The organism is Thermomonospora sp. CIF 1, from assembly GCF_001896795.1.
In the GTDB taxonomy this organism is placed as follows: Bacteria; Actinomycetota; Actinomycetes; order Streptosporangiales; family Streptosporangiaceae; genus Thermomonospora; species Thermomonospora curvata.
Genome location: NZ_MOYN02000017.1, coordinates 1 through 16529, shown reverse-complemented (window position 1 = coordinate 16529; position 16529 = coordinate 1). Strand labels below are relative to the sequence as shown.

13 protein-coding genes are annotated in these 16529 nt (G+C 72.5%); 6 read left to right on the top strand and 7 right to left on the bottom strand.

The features are described 5' to 3' along the window. Positions 1–168 precede the first annotated feature (168 nt). From BUE48_RS10370 to BUE48_RS10355, 4 genes are all read right to left on the bottom strand, one after another. Positions 169–1632, bottom strand: a complete 1464-nt coding sequence (locus BUE48_RS10370) for a sugar porter family MFS transporter (protein ID WP_012852444.1) — start codon at positions 1630–1632, stop codon at positions 169–171. Positions 1633–1737: 105 nt separating this feature from the next. Beyond that, complete coding sequence (pta, locus tag BUE48_RS10365; protein ID WP_286989722.1) at positions 1738–3777, bottom strand: phosphate acetyltransferase; 2040 nt, start codon at positions 3775–3777, stop codon at positions 1738–1740. 185 nt (positions 3778–3962) lie between these two features. Next, a complete protein-coding gene (locus BUE48_RS10360) occupies positions 3963–4919 on the bottom strand; it encodes a quinone oxidoreductase family protein (RefSeq protein WP_012852442.1) in 957 nt (318 codons plus the stop codon). A 37-nt stretch (positions 4920–4956) separates the two neighbouring features. Beyond that, positions 4957–5739 (bottom strand): SDR family oxidoreductase, encoded by a 783-nt coding sequence (locus BUE48_RS10355; RefSeq protein ID WP_286989721.1) that lies wholly within the window; start codon positions 5737–5739, stop codon positions 4957–4959. Between the two features lie 59 nt (positions 5740–5798). Between BUE48_RS10355 and BUE48_RS10350 the strand changes: the two genes are divergently transcribed. After that, a complete protein-coding gene (locus BUE48_RS10350) occupies positions 5799–7022 on the top strand; it encodes an acyl-CoA dehydrogenase family protein (RefSeq protein WP_012852440.1) in 1224 nt (407 codons plus the stop codon). Beyond that, positions 7019–7681 carry a TetR/AcrR family transcriptional regulator gene (locus BUE48_RS10345; RefSeq protein ID WP_012852439.1) on the top strand — a complete coding sequence of 221 codons (663 nt, stop codon included), beginning with the start codon at positions 7019–7021 and terminating at the stop codon, positions 7679–7681. Before BUE48_RS10350 ends, BUE48_RS10345 begins: the two co-directional genes overlap by 4 nt. A 38-nt stretch (positions 7682–7719) precedes the next feature. On the opposite strand, the gene BUE48_RS10340 is transcribed toward BUE48_RS10345, so the two are convergent. Together BUE48_RS10340 and BUE48_RS10335 are read right to left on the bottom strand one after the other, a co-directional pair. Then, the gene (locus tag BUE48_RS10340; protein ID WP_286989720.1) at positions 7720–10143 is read right to left on the bottom strand and encodes an AMP-binding protein; all 2424 of its coding nucleotides are present in this window, start codon (positions 10141–10143) and stop codon (positions 7720–7722) included. A 5-nt stretch (positions 10144–10148) separates the two neighbouring features. After that, positions 10149–11171: a 3-oxoacyl-ACP synthase III family protein gene (locus tag BUE48_RS10335; protein ID WP_012852437.1), complete on the bottom strand. Its 1023-nt coding sequence runs from the start codon at positions 11169–11171 to the stop codon at positions 10149–10151. An 882-nt stretch (positions 11172–12053) separates the two neighbouring features. On the opposite strand from BUE48_RS10335, the gene BUE48_RS10330 reads away from it, so the two are divergent. From BUE48_RS10330 to BUE48_RS10320, 3 genes are all read left to right on the top strand, one after another. Continuing rightward, positions 12054–12458 (top strand): ATP-binding protein, encoded by a 405-nt coding sequence (locus BUE48_RS10330; RefSeq protein WP_012852436.1) that lies wholly within the window; start codon positions 12054–12056, stop codon positions 12456–12458. 435 nt (positions 12459–12893) lie between these two features. Next, entirely contained in the window at positions 12894–13298 is a 405-nt protein-coding gene (locus tag BUE48_RS10325; RefSeq protein WP_286989738.1) for a luciferase domain-containing protein, read from the top strand. 177 nt (positions 13299–13475) lie between these two features. Then, positions 13476–14321 (top strand): DUF4253 domain-containing protein, encoded by an 846-nt coding sequence (locus tag BUE48_RS10320; RefSeq protein WP_012852434.1) that lies wholly within the window; start codon positions 13476–13478, stop codon positions 14319–14321. Positions 14322–14382: 61 nt separating this feature from the next. Here the strand turns inward: BUE48_RS10320 and BUE48_RS10315 are convergent, their stop codons facing one another. Beyond that, positions 14383–14697 (bottom strand): ArsR/SmtB family transcription factor, encoded by a 315-nt coding sequence (locus BUE48_RS10315; protein ID WP_286989719.1) that lies wholly within the window; start codon positions 14695–14697, stop codon positions 14383–14385. A gap of 239 nt (positions 14698–14936) precedes the next feature. On the opposite strand from BUE48_RS10315, the gene BUE48_RS10310 reads away from it, so the two are divergent. Then, positions 14937–16031 carry a VldE C-terminal domain-containing protein gene (locus BUE48_RS10310; protein ID WP_012852432.1) on the top strand — a complete coding sequence of 365 codons (1095 nt, stop codon included), beginning with the start codon at positions 14937–14939 and terminating at the stop codon, positions 16029–16031. Positions 16032–16529: the final 498 nt, after the last annotated feature.

Below are 16529 nucleotides of genomic sequence, written 5' to 3'. Positions count from 1 at the left end.
TCGATTTCCTTTCGGCTGGCGGGAGCGGCCCAGGGGAAACGCAAGGCCCCGGGATCGCTCCCGGGGCCTGCAGATGGCTCGCTGGTCAGCGCATGCGCGGGTGCCGCCGGGAGGTGCCCGGCGTCGTCGTCGGCCGATGCATGCGCGCCATAGGGTCATGGTAGCGGGTCACGCGTGCCGGGCGGTGCGATCTTCGGGAACCCCGTACAGCTGGTCCATGTCCTCCAGCTCGCGTCCCTTGGTCTCGCGGACGGCCTTGTAGACGAACAGGAAGGCCACGCCCGCCGACAGGGTGTAGAAGCCGTAGGCGAAGCCCAGGCCGAGGGCGGCCATGGCCGGGAAGGTCATGGTGATCAGCCAGTTGGCGATCCACTGGGCGGCGGCGGCCACCGCCAGCGCGGCGGCCCGGATGAAGTTGTTGAACATCTCCCCCAGCAGCACCCACACCACCGGGCCCCAGGTGGCGCCGAAGGAGAACACATACAGGTTGGCGGCGATCAGCGCGATGGGGCCGGCCGTCGGTCCCAGCACCGGCTCGCCGTCCACCAGCGGCGCGGTGGCGAACGCCACGGTCAGCGTCGCCAGGGTGAGCGTCATCCCGGCGGCGCCGGCCAGCAGCAGCCGGCGGCGGCCGATCCGGTCGATCAGGGCGATGGCCACCAGGGTGGTGACGATGTTGGTGATCGAGGTGATCACCGAGGTGAGCATGGCGTCGCTCTCACTGAAACCGACAGCCTGCCACAAAGAGGATGAGTAGTAGAAAATGACGTTAATCCCCACAAACTGCTGGAACACCGACAGCAGGATGCCCACCCACACGATCGGCAGCAGGCCCAGCCGCGGGCCGCGCAGGTCGCGCACCCGGACGGGGCGGTCCTCGCGCAGCGTGCGGGCGATGTCGCGGACCTTGGCGTCCACGTCGGTCCCGGCCCCCAGCACCCGGGCCAGCACCCGGCGGGCCCGTGCCTCCTGGTGCCGTTTGACCAGGAAGCGCGGGGACTCGGGGATGCTCATCGCGATCGCCCCGTAGATCACCGCCGGCACCACGGCGCTGGCGAACATCCACCGCCAGGCGGTGCCGCCCAGCGGGAACTCCCCGGAGGCGCCGCCGGCGGAGACGCGGGCGATGAAGTAGTCGGCCAGCAGCGCCGTGAAGATCCCGGTGACGATCGCCAGCTGCTGCAGCGAGCCCAGCCGCCCCCGCAGGCGGGCGGGGGCGATCTCGGCGATGTAGGCGGGGGCGATCACCGAGGCGGCGCCGATGGCCAGCCCGCCCACCAGGCGCCACAGCGTCAGGTCGACGGCGGAGAAGGCCAGCGCCGAGCCCAGCGCGCTGAGCACGAACAGCAGGGCGGCCAGCAGCATCACCCGCACCCGGCCGATCCGGTCGGCCAGCTCCCCGGCGAACCAGGCGCCGGCCGCGCAGCCCAGCAGCGCCGAGGCCACCACCAGCCCGACGACGAACGAGCCCAGCCCGAACTCGGCGCGCAGCGCCTCGACCGTCCCGTTGATCACCGAAGTGTCGTAGCCGAACAGGAACCCGCCCACCGCCGCCGCTCCCGCGATCATGGTGGCCGTGGCGGTGGCGTGTGACGGCGGTTCCTGCGCGGCCGGTTCGCCTTCGGTGCCCATGCCCCGCCACTCCCCTTTTCGGGGCGTGTTATGCCAGGTCGCGGACGTTTTCCGGGCGGCGCGGGGGCGGATCGGCGCGCTGCGGGGGGATCCGGAGGGCGAGCGCTAGGAGAACACTTCGGCCGGATCGTCGGGCGGCGACTGCGCCTGGATGGCGGTGATGGCCACCGCGTTGACGATGTCCTGGACGGTGGCGCGCGGCGGCAGGGTGTTGACCGGCCGGCGCAGACCCTGCAGCACCGGCCCGATCACCGTGGCCCCGGCGGCGCGGTGCTCCTGGACCAGGGCGTCGCCGATGTCCAGGTCCGGCACGATGTAGACGGTGCTCCCCTCGCCGATCGCCTCCTCATGGGTGAGCGGGCCGTCGACCTGCAGCTCCGGCAGGCGGGAGCGGACCAGGGAGGTGGCGGCGCGGGCCTGCTCGCCGCCGCCGCGGGTGCCGGCCGGGTGGGACAGCAGCGCCAGGCGCGGCTCGATGCCGAAGCGGCGGGCGGTGGCGGCGGCCGACAGCGCGATGCCGGTCAGCCGCGCGGCGTCCGGCTCGGGCACCACCAGGCAGTCCCCGTACAGCAGCACCCGGTCCGGCAGGCACACGAAATGCACGCTGGAGACGATCTTGGCGTCGGGGGCGGTCTTGACGATCTCCAGCGCCGGGCGGACGGTGTGCGCGGGGGTGTGCACGGCGCCGGAGACCATGCCGTCGGCCAGCCCCAGGTGCACCATGAGCGCCCCGAAGTACTGCACGTCGGTGACCAGGTCGCGGGCCAGCCGGTGGGTGACGCCGCGGTGCGCCCGCAGCCGGGCGTACTCGGCGGCGAACCGCTCGCGCAGCCTGCGGTCGAAGGGGCTGACGACCTTGGCGGCCGACACGTCCAGCCCCAGCTCGGCCGCCTCGGTGCGGATGGCCTCCTCATCGCCCAGCAGCGTCAGGTCGGCCACGCCGCGGCGCAGCAGGATGTCGGCGGCGTGCAGCACGCGCGAGTCGGAGCCCTCGGGCAGCACGATGCGGCGCCGGTCGGCGCGGGCCCGCTCCAGCAGGGAGTACTCGAACATCAAGGGGGTGGTGCACCGGCTGCGGCGCACCCCCAGCCGCTCGGCCAGCGCGGCGCCGTCGACGTGCTCGGCGAACAGCCCCAGCGCCGTTTCGATCTTGCCGTGCGCATCGGGGGTGAAGCGGCGGCCGGTGGCGGCCGACAGCCGGGTGGCGGTCTCGAAGGTGTCGCCCTCGGTGATGATCACCGGCAGCCGCACCGACATGCCGTCCAGCAGCCGGGCCACCGACTCCGGCAGCTCCATGCCGCCGGTCATGATGATCCCCGACAGCGCGGGGAAGGTGGGGGCGGCGTGCGCGGCCATCAGGCCCGGCAGCAATGCGGCGGCCCGGTCGGAGGCGATGAGCACGGCCACGCCCTCGGTGAGCCGGTTGAGGATGTTGGGCAGCGACATCGCCCCCACCATCAGGCCGGAGACCTCCCGGCCGAGCTGGTGCTCCTCCCCCAGGATCAGGTAGCCCTCGCAGGCCTCCATCAGCCCGCTGACCGTGGGCGCCGCCAGGCGGGGCACCTCGGGCAGCGCGTAGACGGGCGGGCCGTCGGGGCGGCGGGCGGCGCGCAGCACCTCCTCCCGCCGCTTGGGGTCGACCCGGGTGATCGCCACGGCCAGCACCGCGGCCCGCTCCCCCTCGGCCTCCTTGACCGCCAGGGCGGCGGCCTCGGCGGCCTGCTGGGGGGTGCGCTCCAGCCCGTTGACCACCAGCAGCACCGGCAGGCCCAGCCGGGCGGCCATGGCCGCGTCGAATCCCTGGCGGGCGGAAACGCCGACGTCGGTGTGGTCGGTGCCGACGACGACCACGCCCTCGCACCGCTCGGCCAGCCGCCGGTAGCGGGCGGCTATCTCGGCGACGGCGGCGTCGGGGTCGGCGGCCAGCTCCTCGTAGGTGACCCCGACGCAGTCGGCGTACCGGCAGCCCAGCTTGAACCGGGCCCGCAGCGTCTCCACCAGGTCGTCGCGGTCGCCCGCACGGACCACCGGGCGGAAGACGCCGACCGTGCCGACCTGCCGGCACAGCAGTTCGGTCAGGCCGAGGGCGAGCGTGGCCTTCAGGCTGGCGGCGTCACCGGCCGCGACGTAGACCCCACACGTCATAGGGCGATCGTCCCAGAATCGGGGGGAAAGCTCCCTATCCCCGCAACGACAACTCACAGACGACCGGGCCCGGGGAGGTCCCCGATGCCCGGATCGTCCGCCGCCAGGGTACGCGCTGGAAGTGGTCCTCCTCACATAAAGGTGCTCAACTCGGGAACGCCGGCCGCCTGGTCATCGCCGGAGCGCTAGCGAGAGGGGTCCAGTACGAGCTTGCCGGTGGTGCGGCGGGCCCGCAGGTCCTCGTGGGCCTTGCGGGCCTGGCTCAGCGGGTACTCGCCGCCGGCGATCACCTGCAGCCGGCCCGCGGCGGCCAGCGCATACAGCTCCTCCAGGGCGGTGCGCGCCAGATCGCCGGACTGGCGGAAGACGTGCGCCAGCCACATGCCCGCGACGGTGGTCGAGTGCGCCATCAGCGCCTCGGGCCGGACGGGCGAGGGCGGTTTGCGCGAGGCCATGCCGTAGAAGGCCAGCCGCCCGAACGGGGCCAGGGCCCGCAGGCTCTGGTCGGTGACCGGGCCGCCGGTCATCTCCAGCACCGCATCGACGCGCCTGCCTTCGTTGGCCTCGATGAGGGCGGCGGTCAGGTCCTCGGCCGCCGGGTCCACGGCCGCGTCGGCGCCCAGCCGCAGGGCCAGCTCCCGCTTGGCGGGCGAGGAGGCGGTGGCGATGACGCGCCCGGCGCCCCAGATCTTGGCCAGCTGCACGGCCAGGGAGCCGACGCCGCCGGCGGCGGCGTGCACGACCACGCTCTCCCCCGCTTCCATGCGGACGCTGCGGCGCAGCAGCACCCACGCGGAGACGCCCTGCACAAGCAGGCCGAGCGCGGTGACGTCGTCGACCTCTTCGGGCACGTCCCAGACCATGTGCTCGGGGGCGACGGCCTTCTCGGCGTACCCGCCGGAACTGGCCATGGCGACGACGCGGCGCCCGTCGGGGGTGCGTCCCACCACCTCGCCGCCGGGCACCATGGGCAGCGCGGCGGGGCTGAGGTAGCTGTTTTCGGCCTGGTGGGTGTCGGCGTAGTTGACCCCGGCGCGGGAGACCTCGATGAGCACCTCTCCGGGGCCGGGCACGGGGTCGGGCAGCTCCACGAGGCGCAGCACCTCGGGGCCGCCGAACTCGGTGATCTGGATGGCGCGCATGTTCCTCCTCGGGTTCCCTCGTGTTCCGTCCCACCGGTCAGCGAGGGCCGGGCACGCGGCGGAACTGGAACGGCTCAGAAGGACGGCCCGGCACCACGTACCAGGCCTGGCCGGCGCCGCGCGCCTCCAGGAGCCTCATGAACGCCGTCACCACATCGGCCACGTCCAGGACCGGCAGACCGAGCTTGTCCAGCTCGTCCTTCATTCCCTCGATGATGGGGGTGTCGGCGAACGACGGGCACAGCGCGTTGATCCGGATGCCCTCGGGCTCGTGGTTGGGGCCCAGCCCGCGCACCAGCCCGACCACCGCGGCCTTGTTGGCGCCGTAGACGGGGTCGAAGGGGGTGGCGGTCAGCGCGGCCATGCTGGCGGTGGCGACGATGTCCCCGCCGCCGCGGGCCCGCAGCGCCGGCAGCGCCGCCACGATGCCGTAGACCACGCCGTCGAGGTTGACGGCCATGGCCCGGCGGTAGGCCTCCAGGTCGAAGTCGCCGCCCAGGCCGCAGCGGGAGGCCACCCCGGCGTTGAGGAAGGCGATGTCCAGCCCGCCGAAGGTCTCCACGGCGGTGGCCACGGCGGCGTTGTTGTCGGCGGGTTCGCGCACGTCGCAGCGCACGAACTTGCAGCCCAGCCCCTCGGCCAGCGCGTTGCCGGCCTCGACGTTGACGTCGGAGATCAGCACCTGGGCGCCCTCTTCGACCAGGCGGCGGGCGACGGCGGCGCCGATGCCGCTGGCCCCTCCGGTGATCCAGGCGACTTTCCCGGAGTAGTTCCCGGAGTAGTTCCCGCCGTTGCTGCCCGAGCGGCTCGCGGCGTCCATCCGAACCTCCAAGCGACCTCGACCCTCAAGGTGACTGACTAGTCAGTTACTATAGCCGCATGGATTTCGGTTTGAGCCCCCGGGCCGAGGAGTACCTGGCCCGGCTGCAGGAGTTCATGGATTCCCACGTCTACCCGGCCGAACCGGTCTATGAGACCCAGCGGGCCGAGCTGATCGCCGCGGGGAAGGAGAACGTCGTTCCCCCGGTGGTCGAGGAACTCAAGGCCGAGGCGCGCAAGCGCGGATTGTGGAACCTGTTCCTGCCCGACTGCCAGGAGCCGGCGCACGGGCTGACGGTCACCGACTACGCCTCACTGGCGGAGGTCACCGGGCGCTCCCCGCACCTGGCCCCCGAGGCCACCAACTGCGCCGCGCCCGACACCGGCAACATGGAGGTGCTGCACATGTTCGGCACCCCCGAGCAGAAGGAGCGCTGGCTGCGCCCGCTGATGGAGGGCCAGATCCGCAGCGCGTTCGCGATGACCGAGCCGGACGTGGCCTCCTCCGATGCCCGGAACATCTCCACCCGGATCGAGCGGGACGGCGACCACTACGTCATCAACGGCCGCAAATGGTGGATCACCGGCGTGGCCGACCCGCGCTGCAAGATAATGATCGTCATGGGCAAGACCGACCCGCAGGGGCATCCCTATCGGCAGCAGTCGATGGTGCTGGTGCCGATGGACACCCCCGGGGTGGAGGTGATCCGGCCGCTGCCGGTGTTCGGCTACTACGACCAGCACGGGCACTGCGAGATCACCTTCACCGACGTGCGGGTCCCGGTCGAGAACCTGATCGGCAACGAGGGCGACGGCTTCATGATCGCCCAGGCCCGGCTGGGTCCCGGCCGCATCCACCACTGCATGCGCGCCCTCGGCGCCGCCGAGCGCGCCCTGGAGCTGATGTGCCAGCGGGCCGTCTCCCGGGTGGCCTTCGGCAAGACGCTGGCCGAGCAGGGCGTGGTGCAGCAGCAGATCGCCGAGTCCCGGATGGCCATCGAGCAGGCCCGGCTGCTGACCCTCAAGACCGCCTGGATGATCGACAAGTACGGGGTCAAGGCCGCCCGCAGCGAGGTCGCCGCGATCAAGGTGGTGGTGCCCCGGGTGGCGCTGCAGGTGGTGGACCGCGCCATCCAGGTGCACGGCGGCGCCGGCGTCAGCGACGACACCCCGCTGGCCCGCATGTACGCCTCGCTGCGCACCCTGCGGATCGCCGACGGGCCCGACGATGTGCACATCCGTTCCGTCGCCCGCGCCGAGCTGGGTAAGTACGTGAGCAAATGACCGATACCACGGGGGGGACCGGCCTGCGGCAGCGGATGCCGTACGCCCGCCGCCGCGAGCAGCTGCTCGCGGCGGCGCTCGGCGAGTTCGGGCGGCGCGGCTACCACCTGACCCAGATGGAGCACGTGGCCTCGGCGGCGGGGGTGTCCAAGGCCCTGCTCTACCAGCACTTCGCCTCCAAGGAAGAGCTGTTCGCCGAGGTCGCCGCCGCCATCGTGACGGAGCTGACCGGGCGGCTGCGCTCGGCGGTGCGGCCCGGGCGGTCCTCGGTGGACAACATCCGGGCGATGGTGCGGGCGTTGTTCGACTACGCCACCGAGGACCCGGCGGCCTGGGCGCTGGTCATCCGGCATCTGGACAAGCCGGAGGTGGGCGATGACCTGCGGGACATGCGCGAGCGGCTGGGCGAGGAGTTCGCCGGGCTGCTGCTGCGCCGCCGCCGCGCCGACCCGACGCTGACCCCCGCCCAGCTGGCCGTCAACGAGCGCCGCGCCCGGCTGCTGGTGCCGCTGATGTACGGGGCGATGCTGTCGATGGTGTCGTGGTGGCTGGAGCACCGCGACACCCCGCGGGACAAGGCCGAGACCATGGCGGTGGAGTTCATCTGGCTGGGGCTGGACCGCCTGCGTTCCGGCGAGCGCATCCGTTTCGAGGACTGAAAAGCCCGCCCGGGGAACGGCGGGTCGCCGAAGCTCCTTCAGCGTCCCCGGACGGGTCCCGTCGTCCCCCGGCCCTCCCCGACGAGGGCGCGCAGGGCGTCGCGGTCCAGCTTGTGGGAGCGCCCGGCGCGGGGAAGGCCGGGCAGCACCTCGATCCGGTCCGGCAGCGCCGCGGCGTCGATCACCTCCGGCAGGGCGCGGCGCAGCCGGGAGCGCAGCGCGGCGGGCGGCACGTCGCCGTCCGGCACCACCGCGAGCACGACCTCCTCATCGCCGGTCACCGGGTCGGCCAGCCCCACCATGGCGGCCTCGGCGACACCTGGCAGCGCGGCGATGGCCGGCTCATACAACCCCGGGTAGATGTTGGCCGAGCCGCGGATCAGCATGTCCTTCTTGCGGCCGATCAGGATCAGGCGGCCCCGGTCGTCCAGGCGGGCCAGGTCGCCGGTCTCCAGCCACTCCAGCGGCGGCTCGCCCAGGTAGCCCAGGCAGGTGTTGGGGCCGCGCAGCAGCAGTTCGTCATCGGCGGCGATCTTGGCCTCCACCCCGGGCAGGGGCGCGCCCAGCAGGTCCCCCCCACTGCCGGAGTCCCAGTGGGCGAACTTCTCGGCGGCGTCGGCGATGGCCACCGGCAGCATCTCGGTCAGCGCGTAGACCGACAGCACCTCGGTGCGCCCGCCGGCCGCCGCCACCGCGCGCCGCAGCACCGCCGGGGGGACGGGCGCCGAGCCCAGCAGCAGGTACCGCAGGCAGCCGGGCAGCCGGTCGCCGGACTCCTCCAGCATCTGCGCCAGGTGCACCGGGACGCAGAAGGCGTGGGTGACGCCGCGCCGCGCCACCTCGGCCAAAAAGCCGTCCACCGGGTCGCGGGCAGCGGGGATCGACCAGCGGGCACCGGCGATGAGCGCGGGCAGCCCCAGCATGAACCCCGCGTCGTGCACCACGTCGCCGGGCCCGAGGGGGAAGCGGTCGCGGCACAGCCGCAGCCCGGCCGCCAGCGAGGCCGCCGAGTGCACCACGCCGCGCGGGGCGTCGGTGGTCCCGGAGGTGAACACCACCACCGCCGGGGCGTGCGGGTCGCGCTCGCCGGCCGTCTCGGGGGCGGGGCCGCGCATCAGCTCGGCGAAGTCCAGCGCCCCGGCGGGCACGCCCGGCAGCCACGGGCCGACGCGGACGTGGCGCAGGGCGGGGTCGGTGACGCCGGGCAGCAGCAGTCCCGCCCGGCGGGCCGGGCCGCGCAGGACGCGCAGGCGGTTGAGGCTGTAGAGGGCGGATTCGGCGATGACCCAGCGGGGCCGGGCGCTCCGCAGCCGGGCGGCGAACATCTGCGGGCCCGCCCCCGGATCGACGATCACCAGGGTGCCGCCGGCGGCCACCACCGACAGCGCGATGATCACGGTTGCGGCCGAGTGCCGCACGCCCAGCAGCACCCGGTCGCCGGGCCGCAGTCCGGCCCGCCGCAGGCCGTGCGTCACCGCCAGGACCCGATGCCGCAGCTCCCCGTAGGTCATCTGGCGGTCGCCGGGGCCGTGCACCAGCGCCACCGCCCCGGGGGTGCGTTCGGCCTGCGCCAGCACCCGTCCCACCAGGTCGGCCTCGTCGACGCGGCGGGGCCTGCGCGGCGGGCCGGCCGGAGGGCGGCGCGGCCGGGGCCGGGGCAGGCGGACGTCCACCTCCTTGGCCATCTCCTTGTCCCGGCGGCCGGGACGGGCGTACCAGGCCAGGGTGCCGCGCAGCCCGTAGGCGCGGGCGCGGCGCATCGACCAGTACACCCACACGTCCCGGCGCCGCCCGTAGGCGGTGGTCACCTTGCGGACGCGGTTGACCAGTTCGCGGTCGTCGTGCACCTCCTCGATGGGGGCGCGGGGGAAGCCGCCGCACCGCTCATACAGCTCGGCGGTGATGCCCAGCGTGCAGGCCGGGCTCATCACGTACGGCCCCAGATAGTCCGGGCCCTGGTTACCGGGGCGGATCCGGCCGAAGGCGGCGGCCAGCGGCTGCAGCACCGGCAGCAGCCAGCGTTCCTTCCAGTTCAGCGGGAACTCGTCGGTGCGCGGGCGCAGCCGGCCGGCCACCAGTTCCAGCCCTTCGTCGAAGGCCCGCATGATCGCGGCCGTCCAGTGCGGCGGCGGCAGGCAGTCGGCGTCGGTGCGGGCCAGGTGGGTGGCGCCGCGGGCGATGGCGTGCCGCATGCCGGTGTCGGCGGCCGCGCCGGTGCCCTTTTGGGATTCGTGCAGCAGCTCCAGGTTCAGCTCCGGGTGCGCGGCGGCGTAGGCCCGCACCACTTCGGCGGTGTCGTCGGTGCTGGCGTTGTCGACCACGACCACCCCGGCGGGGGGCAGGCACTGGGCCGACAGCGCCCGCAGCGTCGCGGTGATGCCCGCCCCCTCGTTGTAGGCGGGCACGACGACCCACAGCGACTCCTTCCCGGCTCCGCTGCGCCGTGGCGGGTTCGCGCTCATCGGCCTCACAGCTCCAGGAAGATCACGCCGAGGCTGACGCCGCCGGCCAGGCCGAGCAGGGCCACCCGGTCGCCGGGGCCGCAGCGGCCCTCCTCGAGCGCGGTGGCCAGTTGCAGGGGCAGCGTCACCGAGGCCAGGTTGCCGTGCTCGGGCAGCGTCACCACCAGGCGGTCGGCGGGGATGCCGGTCTGCTCGCGCAATAGCTCCAGGTAGGGCATGGCCACCTGGTGCACGCAGATCACGGCGAAGTCGTCCCAGCTCAGGCCGGTGTCGGCGAGGGCCTTGTCAAAAAGCCCCGAGCCCAGCGCCAAGAAGGCGTCCTTGAGGCGGCGTCCGTCGGCGTGGAAGTAGGTGTACTCGGGGTCGCGGGGGTGCATGGTGCCCCCGCCGGGCAGCGTGCCGACGTTCCAGGCGGTGGAGTCGGCCTCGAAGGCGCGGTGGAAGATCCCGCCGCGCGGGACCGGCTCCAGCAGCGCCGCGGCGCCGCCGTCGGAGAGGGTGTAGCCGGGGAACGACTCGACGAACTGTTTGAAGTCGCGCACCTTCCAGCGGATCGCCCGGGAGGGGATCTCACCGGTGCACACCAGCGCCCGGGCGTGCTGCCCGGTCCGGATGAGGGCCTCGGCGACCTGGAGGGCGTTGAGGAAGCTGTTGCAGGCGTTGGTCACGTCGAACACCGGGCAGGTGGTGCCCAGTTTGGCCGACACGATGTGCGCGGTGGCCGGTTCGACCAGGTCCTGGCTGGCCGAGCCGAAGATCAGCAGGTCCACATCGCCCGGGGTCAGGCCGCGCCGCTCCAGCAGCGACCGGGCGGCCGCCGCCGCCAGGTCGGAGGCCTGCTGGTCGTCGGCGGCCAGGTGGCGGGAGCGGATCCCGGTCATGCGGGTGACGATCCCCGCCAGCGGCCGGTAGCCGTCGCTGTGGCGGGCGATGCGGTCTTCCACCTCGCGGCTGGTGAGCGTCCGCTCGGGCAGGAACGCGGTCACGCCGGTGAGGCCGACCCGGACCGTCGGGTCCCCTGCGGTCATGGGCGTTCCCCCTCTCCCGGCGCCCTTCCCGGCGGGCGGCCCCGCCCCGGCAGGCATCGTGGCCGATACCGGCGACGACGATAAAGAGCATGATCGTTACTTCTGAGTAAATACCAGATCACAGCGTCCGGTCGCCCCGCAAGTCGGTCGCGTGTCCGGGCATAGCACCACTTCCCGCAAGATCCGCCAGGCGCTCCGCAATGGCCGCCCGTCTCTTTGCCCGGGCGGTGGCGGCCCCGGGCGTTCTTGTCACCGCGGCGAGGAAGGACATGGCGGCGGTCCGGGGCGGTGGCCCGTCCGTCCGCACCGGGGTGAGCGGATCGCGGCCACGGGCGCGGCGGGCCGGCCGTGCCGCCAAGCCCTTTTGGAATTCCCGGGAATCGGCAACCTCGTGACCGCGATAGTGGCGGAATAACTTTCCGAAGGCGTTCTATGGAATCTCATGTCAGCGTCGGTCCGATTCCGCCGCGGGCCCGCCGGTGGCGGCGGGCCGGCCTCCCCGGCGCCGCCGGGCCGCCTTACCGGATCATGCCGCCCCACCACCGGTCAAACCGAGAAGAAAATTTTACGAATTTTACTCGGATGACACATCTGCCCAATACTTCACCCTGGGTGGCCGGCCCCACCGACTGCTCCTACTGCCATTGTCAAACCGCTGACAACAAGCGCTCACCTGCTTTTCGGTGCGTCTCAAGCTTTGCCACCGGGCTTCGTGGTCGGATGAACGGGCCGGTCAGATGCCCGAGGGCCGCCGAGGCGGCACCGGGTGCGCAGGGAGCGTCCGGTCGGCGGGAAGGCGGGTGCGTCACCATGGTGGGTCAAGTCGAGCAGCGGACACGGCCACGCCATGGTGCCTGCCCCGAGCCGCACGGGGAGGTCACGATGCCGGCAGGCAGAACGGGACCCGCAGGCACCGTCCGCGGGATCCTCACCTTCGAAGGCAACACCGAGGACGTGGCGCGGGCGCGCAGATTCGTCCAGGACGTCTTGCGAGATCACCCCGACTGTGCGACCGCGGTCCTGCTCACCAGCGAGTTCGTCACCAACGGCATCGTGCACGGCTCGGGCGCCATCACGGTGGCGGTGCTGGAGACCGAGTGGGGCGTGCGGGTCGAGGTGACCGACGCCGGTTCCGGGACGCGGCCCCGCCTGCGCGAGTCCGGCCTGGAGGACGAGGGAGGCCGGGGCCTGCTCCTGGTGGACCGGCTGGCCTCCCGGTGGGACCACGTACGCACCCCCGCCGGCCTCACCGCCTGGTTCGAGCTGGACACCGCCCCCGCCGGCTGAATCCTCTTCAACACGCGGTCTCGGGCACCGGACCCCGGACGGTATCCGGGGTCATGGCATCGCAGGTCACGGCAGCGGACCTGACTATGAGCCCTCGTCCCCGCCCGCGGAAACCTCGTGCTGAAAAAGGTTCACCGAACCGCAGGCAGCACCCCGGACCGCTTGACGCCGGTCACCAGGCTGCCCAGCCGTGGACGGAGTCAACACCGGACGACTGTTTTCACACTCTCCTCTCAAGACCCGGCCGCTTGCTCTGATCAGCCTCCGGCAAGCGCACCCCCACATGACCCAAAACCCCAAAAGTGACATCCGCAAACAGATCGCCAACATTCGGGTATTCATGCGATGTCCGGAATCAGGCGGCAGGTATAACGATTCCGACTCAAGCAGTTCCCCGCCGCCCGCCCTGGCGGCGAACATCGAGGCGTGGCAGCCATGGAGAGCGGCGGGGCCGCCTTCGCCGAGCGGCTGTTGAGCCGATTTCGCACCTGGCCCGCGGTGCGCGTGGCCCCGGCCGATTGCGGAGCCGGTGTCGGTCTCGACGCGGGCACATGCCAGGTTCTCCATCTGCACTCGGCCGACACGGCCGAATTGCTGCTGACCCGGCCGGTCATCGAACGGCTCGGTAAGGCGCTGCGGGAATCGGGACGGGTGACCGTGCGCCCCGGCGAGGACTGGGTGCAGGTCCGCCTGGCCACCGATTCGGACGTGGCCCTGGCCGTCTCGCTGACCAGCGTGGCCCTCAAAGCGGCCGGCGACGGCGTTGGAACGCGCCAAACAACCCCCTGCAGCGCCGCCGGGCCGGTCCCGGCCGCACTGAGCCGCTGCGGCCCGCCATAGCGCGCACCCGACGCGACCGGGCCGCCGGGCACCGCCTCGGCGGCCCGCCTCATCGTCGCGGGCAGATCACGGCTGGGAGGCGAATCCCCGCCCGGCACCGCGACGGCCGCCGACCGCACTAACATCTGCGAAGTGCCAAGATCCCTGTTGGCACGATCTGCACCGAAACGGCCCGAGATGGATGATCACGAGCGTCGGCTCACCCGGCCGGCAGAGCTGCACCCCCCTGCTCTGCGGCACCTGTTCAGCGACGGGGGCGTGGGACGCTCCCTGTCGGTGGAGCTGCCCCCGGGGACCGTGGTGTGGCCGGACCCCGGCTATCCGCAGCGCCACCCGGTGCGCCGCCCGGCCTTCTGGGTGAGCGACGGCCCCGTCCCGCCGGGGTTGTGGAGCGCGCTGCGCGACGAGCACCCCCGCTCGGGGCTGTGGCCGGTGCTGCTGGACGACTCCACCCAGCCCTGGACGGCCGGCCAGGTGGCGCCCGAGCCGGTGTCGGAGATCGACAACTACGACCCGGCGGCGTTCATGGCCGAGGTATGGGCGGACTGGTGCGCCAGCCAGACCGACGGCGACTACTCCGAGCTGGAGCCCTACGGCAAGAACTGCCCCGGCCTGGCGCCGCCCGGCACGCTCGTCCACGACCCCGACGAACTCGCCGACCAGTACGCCGACAAACTGGCCCGGCGCGGCATGTCGCTGGGGCTGGCGGCCGTGGACCGCGGCGCCGACACACTGGCCGCGATGGGCTGGCAGGGGGCGCTCAACCACAACGAGTGGACGGCGCCGCTGGCGGCCGTGGTCCGCGGCTGGGAGGACCGGTTCGGGGTCCGGGTGGTGGGCATGGGCTTCAACACCCTGGACCTGAGCGTGGCCGCGCCGCCGCTGACCTCCCGGCACGCCCTGCAGGTCGCCGCCGAGCACTGGGCGTTCTGCCCCGACACGATGTTCCAGGGGCCGGGCACGCTGGCCGGCTACGCCGAGGAGATCCGCGGCAAGACCTCCTGGTCGTTCTGGTGGGATTGACGCCCTATCCCTCTGCTCGCGGCCGCCCCGGGCCGGCGCGGCCGCGAGCGGAGGCGGCCGCTCAGTGCACCGGCTCGGCGTCCTCGGCGAAGACCAGGTCGAGCAGTCCCGGGAAACGCTCGTTCAGATCGTCGCGGCGCAACGTCAGATAGAGGCGGCGGCCCTCGGGGCGCTGCCGGATCACGCCGCTTTCCCGCAGCACCCGCCAGTGCGTGGTGAGAGTGGACTTGGGAGCCCGCACGTCGATGGCCCCGCAGGGGGTCTCCTCACCGGAGGCCAGGGCTCGCACGATGTCGAGCCGTATGGGGTGGCCCAAGGCGTGCAAAACGTCCACGAGCCGGATCTGCTCGCGATCGGGGTGGTGCAATGCCGCCATGACGCCACCCTAAAACACCGAATGTGGGCCAGGACACATCGAATTCTTCCGCGCCGGGACGCTCGCCGCCGGGCGACACTCGGTGTAAGTCCCCGTTGTTGCCGATCAGTGCCGGTGGTGGCATCCTCGCCTCGTCCGGCGACTCCTGTAGGAGAAACACCATCAGGCGCAACAGACATCCGGCTGCACACCGGTCCCGCCGCTGGCCGCTCGCCCTCCTGGCAACACTGGTGGCGGGCGTGCTGACCGCCGATGTATGCGTACTGGCCTTCGGTGACCTGGGCGGGCCGGCCGAGCACGCGCTCGACGACGACCGGCTGGTGTCCATCTCCGGCGACGCGGTGCGCCCGGCCGTCCCGGTGGTGGCGCCGCTGGGCAAACGGCACACCCCCCACCTGCTGCTGGCCCACAGCGGCCCGCTGCCGGCCAAGGCGGTGGAGCGCGCCCGGCGGGTCAAGGGGGTGGCCGCGGTGGAGGTGGTGGACGCCGCCCAGACGCTGGTGGCCGGACGGCGGGTCGGGCTGCTGGGGGTCGATCCGTCGACCTTCCGGGCCTTCACCCCGCCGGCGTCGGCGGCCTCCGACCAGCTGTGGCAGGCGGTGGCCGGCGGTGACCTGGTGGTCTCTTTCGAGCTGGGCCGCTCCCAAGGGCTGACACTGGGCGGCACCGTGCCGGCGGGCCGCAGCGAATCCCCCGGCCAGGTCCGGGTCGGGGCGTACGCCAGCCTGGGCATCAGCGACGTGCACGCCGTCGTCTCCCGGCAGCGGGCCAGGGAACTGGGCCTGCCCGACGGCAACGCGCTCATCGTCAGCACCCGCAAAACCGACCCGCGCACCCTGAGCAAGAAGCTGCGGAAGGTGATGCCCCGCGGCACCAAGGTCGCCGTCCTGACCGCCGCACAGCAGCGCACCCCGGCCCGGCAGGCCCCCCAGGTGACCGGACGCCCCGACGGAGTGCGCGGCCGGGCCACCCCGATCGCCGGCAACCGGATGACCCCGCGAATGCGAGCGGTGGTCCTGGAGATCAACAACCGCTTCGGCCCGTTCCCGGTGATCGGCTGCTACCGGACCGGCGCCGACGCCCAGGACCACGCCCTGGGGAAGGCCTGCGACTTCATGGAGAGCACGGCCGGCCGAATGCCCAGCGCCCAGGCGCTACGGCACGGCGACCAGGTGGCCGCCTACGCGATCAGCAACGCCACACGCCTGGGCATCCACTACGTGATCTGGAAGCAGCACATCTGGAACGTACGCGGCGGCGGCTGGCGCAAGATGGCCGACCGCGGCAGCCTCACCCAGAACCACTTCGACCACGTCCACATTTCGGTGTTCTAAGGGAACCGCCCGGGTCAGGGCCGCAGCTCATGTGCCCTGTATGGAGGGCACATCCGGGGCGCTCGGTGTCCTGATCGCCTTCCAGGCCTGTCGATCGCCTGATGCATGCGGTCGCGGCCGGAGGGCATCAGGTGCATGAAGTGCGCAGGGTGAAGCCAGGGTCGGCATGCCCGAAAAACTCGGCCGGGCGCGGACGGCCTCTCTTCGGCCAGCAGGACACTGGCGACTTGAACTTATGTGGGGATGAAGGTGTCGCATCCGGTCATTAGGACCGCCTGATCACTCGACAGCACGAGCGTTTTGGACTGCCCCGACTCCACCCCCGAGCAACCAGCCCACTCCGACACCACACCAGAACACGCCCTCGGTGCTGGACGGTCAGCCGTGGCTGTGAGGAGTCAGAACGAACCCTGCCGCGATCAGTGCCGTGGTGATCTCCCCGATCCGCCGCGGCCCCAACCCACGAACGTGTTGGAGTTCGTTGTCTTCCCACAGCCG

What these genes read in the sequence shown, in the direction of transcription:
- BUE48_RS10350 (WP_012852440.1), top strand. Translation starts at nt 5,799, where the DNA reads ATGGATTTCGGTTTGAGCCCCCGGGCCGAGGAGTACCTGGCCCGGCTG.
- BUE48_RS10320 (WP_012852434.1), top strand. Translation starts at nt 13,476, where the DNA reads ATGGATGATCACGAGCGTCGGCTCACCCGGCCGGCAGAGCTGCACCCC.
- BUE48_RS10330 (WP_012852436.1), top strand. Translation starts at nt 12,054, where the DNA reads ATGCCGGCAGGCAGAACGGGACCCGCAGGCACCGTCCGCGGGATCCTC.
- BUE48_RS10345 (WP_012852439.1), top strand. Translation starts at nt 7,019, where the DNA reads ATGACCGATACCACGGGGGGGACCGGCCTGCGGCAGCGGATGCCGTAC.
- pta (WP_286989722.1), bottom strand. Translation starts at nt 3,777, where the DNA reads ATGACGTGTGGGGTCTACGTCGCGGCCGGTGACGCCGCCAGCCTGAAG.
- BUE48_RS10360 (WP_012852442.1), bottom strand. Translation starts at nt 4,919, where the DNA reads ATGCGCGCCATCCAGATCACCGAGTTCGGCGGCCCCGAGGTGCTGCGC.
- BUE48_RS10335 (WP_012852437.1), bottom strand. Translation starts at nt 11,171, where the DNA reads ATGACCGCAGGGGACCCGACGGTCCGGGTCGGCCTCACCGGCGTGACC.
- BUE48_RS10315 (WP_286989719.1), bottom strand. Translation starts at nt 14,697, where the DNA reads ATGGCGGCATTGCACCACCCCGATCGCGAGCAGATCCGGCTCGTGGAC.
- BUE48_RS10325 (WP_286989738.1), top strand. Translation starts at nt 12,894, where the DNA reads ATGGAGAGCGGCGGGGCCGCCTTCGCCGAGCGGCTGTTGAGCCGATTT.
- BUE48_RS10370 (WP_012852444.1), bottom strand. Translation starts at nt 1,632, where the DNA reads ATGGGCACCGAAGGCGAACCGGCCGCGCAGGAACCGCCGTCACACGCC.
- BUE48_RS10340 (WP_286989720.1), bottom strand. Translation starts at nt 10,143, where the DNA reads ATGAGCGCGAACCCGCCACGGCGCAGCGGAGCCGGGAAGGAGTCGCTG.
- BUE48_RS10355 (WP_286989721.1), bottom strand. Translation starts at nt 5,739, where the DNA reads ATGGACGCCGCGAGCCGCTCGGGCAGCAACGGCGGGAACTACTCCGGG.